Below are 4,275 nucleotides of genomic sequence, written 5' to 3'. Positions count from 1 at the left end.
GGTCACTTAATGATTCCTGGAGGAAACTCAAGAAAACCATTTGGTAAATATGTTTTAGCAATGAACAAAATTACAAAAGACCGTTATTTACCAACAGGTCCTGAGGTAACACAATCAGCGCAATTATATGATATTACTGGTGAAAAAATGGAATTATTGTTAGATTTTCCAACTATTGGAGAGCCTCATTATGCTGCTGGTATACCAGCAGATATTATTAAAAAGAATTCAAAAAAATTCTTTAAGCTAGATGAAAACAAGCATGAATATGCTGTTAAAAGTGAAGCTGAGGCTAAAGTAACAAGAAACGGAAATGAAGTTCATATTTATATGACAATGATTCGTTCTCACTTTGCTCCTGATAATATTGAAGGAATTCAAGTTGGTGATGAAGTATTTTTCCACGTAACAAATTTAGAGCAAGATTATGATGTACCACATGGAATTGGTATGATTGGAGCTCAAACTTCCGAATTGTTAATTATGCCAGGGCAAACTGAAACGTTTAAATGGTATCCTAAACAAGTTGGTGTTTGGCCATTCTATTGTACAGATTTCTGTTCTGCATTACATCAAGAAATGCAAGGATATATTAGAGTATCACCAAAAGGATCTAATGTTCCTTTAACGTTTACGTTAGATGGTGACGCTGTAGACGCTGAATAAGTTCTTTTTTAGATTGATTTGAAGAACTTTAAAAGGGTAAGTATAATAATTTACTTACCCTTTTTTCTATAAATTAAAAAAAGATTAAATAGTCTTTTTAATGTATGTTTTATCACATACTAAACAATCTTTATTTTGTAATTTTGTTACAAATATTACGTAAAAAATTAAAAAAAATTATGAAGAAATCTAAAATACTAATGATTATAGGGTCCTTACTTTTATTAGGCCTTTTTGTATTTCCGTTATGGAATATAACGTTAGAAGCTCCTCAATATCCAATTCCTTTAGGAATGGATATACACATTAATAAATTTGCGGACACCCATGAATTTGATGTTAAAAATATCAACTTAATGAATCATTATGTTGGAATGCAATATATACCAGAAACGATACCAGAATTTAAAATATTTCCATGGGCTATAGGCTTTATGGTAGCATTAGGTGTGTTATTTGGTTTTTTAGGGAATCATAAATTATTTTTAGTTTGGTTTGTAATAATAAGTTTATTAGGAATTGCAGGTATGTATGACTTTTACTTATGGGAATATGATTATGGACACAATTTAGATCCAAAAGCAATTATGAAATTTACAAACCCTGATGGTTCAATTATGGGCTTTCAACCTCCCCTATTTGGTTCAAAAGATATACTGAATTTTAAAGCGCATTCATATCCAAGACTTGGAGCTTATTTAATGTTTTTAGGAATGTTTTTAACATTTGTAGCTTTCTTTGTAGGTAAAAAAGAAGCTAAGGCATAATTCAATTTAAATTCTTAAAAATATTATAAAACGAGTATACTCATTTAGATATACTCGTTTTTAATGTATATTTAACAACTAATAAAATCAGAAATAATGAAAACTCATCTTTTAAAATCATTTTTAGGTGTTGCAATATTAGCACTAATAGTTTCTTGTAAAGTTGAACCTGAAGCGATTGAATATGGAAAAGATCAATGTAGTTTTTGTAAAATGAACGTGGTTGATAAGACTCATTCAGCTCAATATGTAACTAAAAAAGGAAAGCAATTTAAGTTTGATGCTATCGAATGTATGATTAACGACTTAAGTGAAAAAACTGAAGAAGAAATGGCTATTTTTTTAGTTGCTAATTATGGAAATCCAGGTGAAATGATTGATGCTAAAACTGCTACATTTTTAATAAGTAAAGAAATTAAAAGTCCGATGGGTGCGAATTTATCAGCCTTTTCTTCAAAAAATAAAGCCGAAGAATTACAACAAAAACATGGAGGTGAAAACTATACTTGGGAAACCTTAAAGCAAAAACTTTCAGATAAATAATGAAGTATATAATCCTATTACTTTTCTTTTTTACTACACTAACAATTTCAGCAAAACGGATTGAAGTTTGTGAAACTTGTACTGTAAAATCCATTAAAGAAGCTATTAAAATTGCTGAGACAGGTGATGAAATAGTTGTAAAAAAAGGGATTTACAAAGAAAACAATATTATTATTAATAAATCCATTTCTCTTATTGGTGAAAAAGGAGCTGTAATTGATGGTGAAGATACTGGAGGAATTATAATTTTTGAGGCTGATAATTTTACCATTAGAGGTTTAAAAATTATAAATGTAGGAATGAGCTACACAATAGATTATGCAGCAATTAAAGTTATAAAAGCTAGAAATTTTATTATTGAAGACTGTATTTTAGAAAATGTGTTTTTTGGGCTTTTAATTGAAAAATCTAAAAACGGAATTATTAGAAATAATAGAATATCTGGAAATAGAAAAAGTGAAGCAAGTTCAGGAAATGGTATTCATATTTGGGACGGAAGTGAAATGGAAGTATACAACAATCAGTTAACTGGTTTACGTGATGGAATTTATTTTGAGTTTGTAAAACAAAGTGTCGTTTATGAAAATAACAGCCATAATAATATTCGATACGGTTTGCATTTCATGTTTTCAAATAATAATATTTACCATCATAACGAATTTAGAAATAATGGAGCTGGCGTAGCGGTAATGTTTTCTAAATATATAACTATGCATCACAATACTTTTAAGCTAAACTGGGGTTCTGCTTCGTATGGTTTATTATTAAAAGAAATTTATGATGCCGAGATTTACAACAATTTATTTGAAGAAAATACTATTGGAATAAATGGTGAAGGTTGTACAAGAATAAATTACAAAAACAATACTTTTTTAAGAAATGGCTGGGCAATTAAAATTGCAGGAGCCTGTTATGCAAACATTTTTGAAAAGAATGATTTTATGCATAATTCATTAGATTTATCGTACAATACTAAAAAAAATGATAATAGTTTTAATAATAATTATTGGAGCGAATACACTGGTTATGATTTAGATAAAAATGGAATTGGAGACATTCCATATCGTCCCGTAAAATTGTTCTCATACATTGTAAATAAAACTCCAGAAGCTTTGGTATTATTAAGAAGTTTATTTGTTGATATTATCAATTTTTCAGAAAAAGTTTCACCGGTTTTTACACCTGACGATTTAACGGATGAAAACCCTATAATGAAAAAAATTAATGATTGAATTTAAAAATTTACACAAACGATTTGGCAAACTAACTGTTTTAGACGGATTAGATTTATCAATTAAAGAAGGCGGAATTTTCGCTATACTTGGACCAAATGGCTCAGGTAAAACAACTTTGATTAAATGTTTGTTAGGAATGGTAATTCCTCAAAAAGGTACTATTACATATAACAATAAAAGCGTTTTAAGAAAGTGGGATTATAGAAACGATTTAAATTATTTACCACAAATCGCTAATTTCCCTCCAAATTTAACAGTTATTGAATTGATTCAAATGGTAAAAAATCTTCGGCCAAAAGAGTCAAATGAACAGGTATTAATTGATTTATTTGGATTGAATGATTCTCTTCAAAAAAAATTAGGAAACCTTTCTGGTGGTACAAAACAAAAAGTAAATATCGTTTTAACTTTTATGTTCGACAGTCATTTAATTATACTGGATGAACCTACAAACGGGCTAGATCCTATCGCTTTAATTCATTTAAAAGAACTCATCCAAAAAGAAAAGGCAAAGGGAAAAACCATTTTAATCACCACTCATATTATGAGTTTTGTAGATGAAGTAGCTGATGAAATTGTATTTCTATTAGATGGGAAAATATATTTTAAAGGAAGTATTGATGCATTGAAAAAGCAAACAGAAAATGACAATTTGGAACACGCTATCGCTAATTTAATATCTAAACAATATGCTTAAAATATTAAAATATAGTTTTTACGATTTAATGCGTAGCCGTTGGAGTTATGTGTATTTTATTTTTTATTTACTACTTGGTTTTGTGTTGTTGTTTTTAAATAATGATGTAAACAAAGCCGTAATTACTTTAATGAATATTATTATTGTTTTAACCCCTCTAATTGGAACAATCTTCGGTGTAATGTATTACTACAATTCAAAAGAATTTACCGAACTTTTATTGGCACAACCCATTAACCGAAGCAAAATATTTATGGGACAATATTTGGGTATTTCAATATCGCTTACATTAAGTTTAGTGTTAGGTTTGGGGATTCCATTTATGGCGTATGGTTTGTTTAAATCTGCAGCAATTTTTGATTTTAGT

4 protein-coding genes and 2 pseudogenes are annotated in these 4,275 nt (G+C 28.7%); all 6 read left to right on the top strand.

All coding sequences use genetic code 11. From position 1 onward, the window contains the following. Nucleotides 1–666 (top strand): annotated as a pseudogene (locus tag Q0352_RS04185) (nitrous oxide reductase); the annotation flags it as partial. A 179-nt stretch (nt 667–845) separates the two neighbouring features. After that, nucleotides 846–1,433, top strand: coding sequence for a hypothetical protein (locus Q0352_RS04180; protein WP_299524113.1), 588 nt, complete (start codon nt 846–848; stop codon nt 1,431–1,433). A gap of 96 nt (nt 1,434–1,529) precedes the next feature. Continuing rightward, complete coding sequence (locus tag Q0352_RS04175) at nt 1,530–1,976, top strand: nitrous oxide reductase accessory protein NosL (RefSeq protein WP_299524109.1); 447 nt, start codon at nt 1,530–1,532, stop codon at nt 1,974–1,976. Further along, nucleotides 1,976–3,208: a nitrous oxide reductase family maturation protein NosD gene (locus Q0352_RS04170; protein WP_299524106.1), complete on the top strand. Its 1,233-nt coding sequence runs from the start codon at nt 1,976–1,978 to the stop codon at nt 3,206–3,208. The genes Q0352_RS04175 and Q0352_RS04170 overlap by 1 nt, the downstream gene beginning before the upstream one ends. Continuing rightward, the gene (locus Q0352_RS04165; protein ID WP_299524103.1) at nt 3,201–3,908 is read left to right on the top strand and encodes an ABC transporter ATP-binding protein; all 708 of its coding nucleotides are present in this window, start codon (nt 3,201–3,203) and stop codon (nt 3,906–3,908) included. The genes Q0352_RS04170 and Q0352_RS04165 overlap by 8 nt, the downstream gene beginning before the upstream one ends. Further along, nucleotides 3,901–4,275: pseudogene (locus Q0352_RS04160) on the top strand (ABC transporter permease); the annotation flags it as partial. The gene Q0352_RS04165 and the pseudogene Q0352_RS04160, both read left to right, overlap by 8 nt.

It is taken from the genome of uncultured Lutibacter sp., from assembly GCF_937891065.1.
Lineage (GTDB): Bacteria > Bacteroidota > Bacteroidia > Flavobacteriales > Flavobacteriaceae > Lutibacter.
The sequence above is the reverse complement of the archived record's forward strand: the minus strand, read 5'-3'. Positions and strand labels throughout refer to the sequence as shown.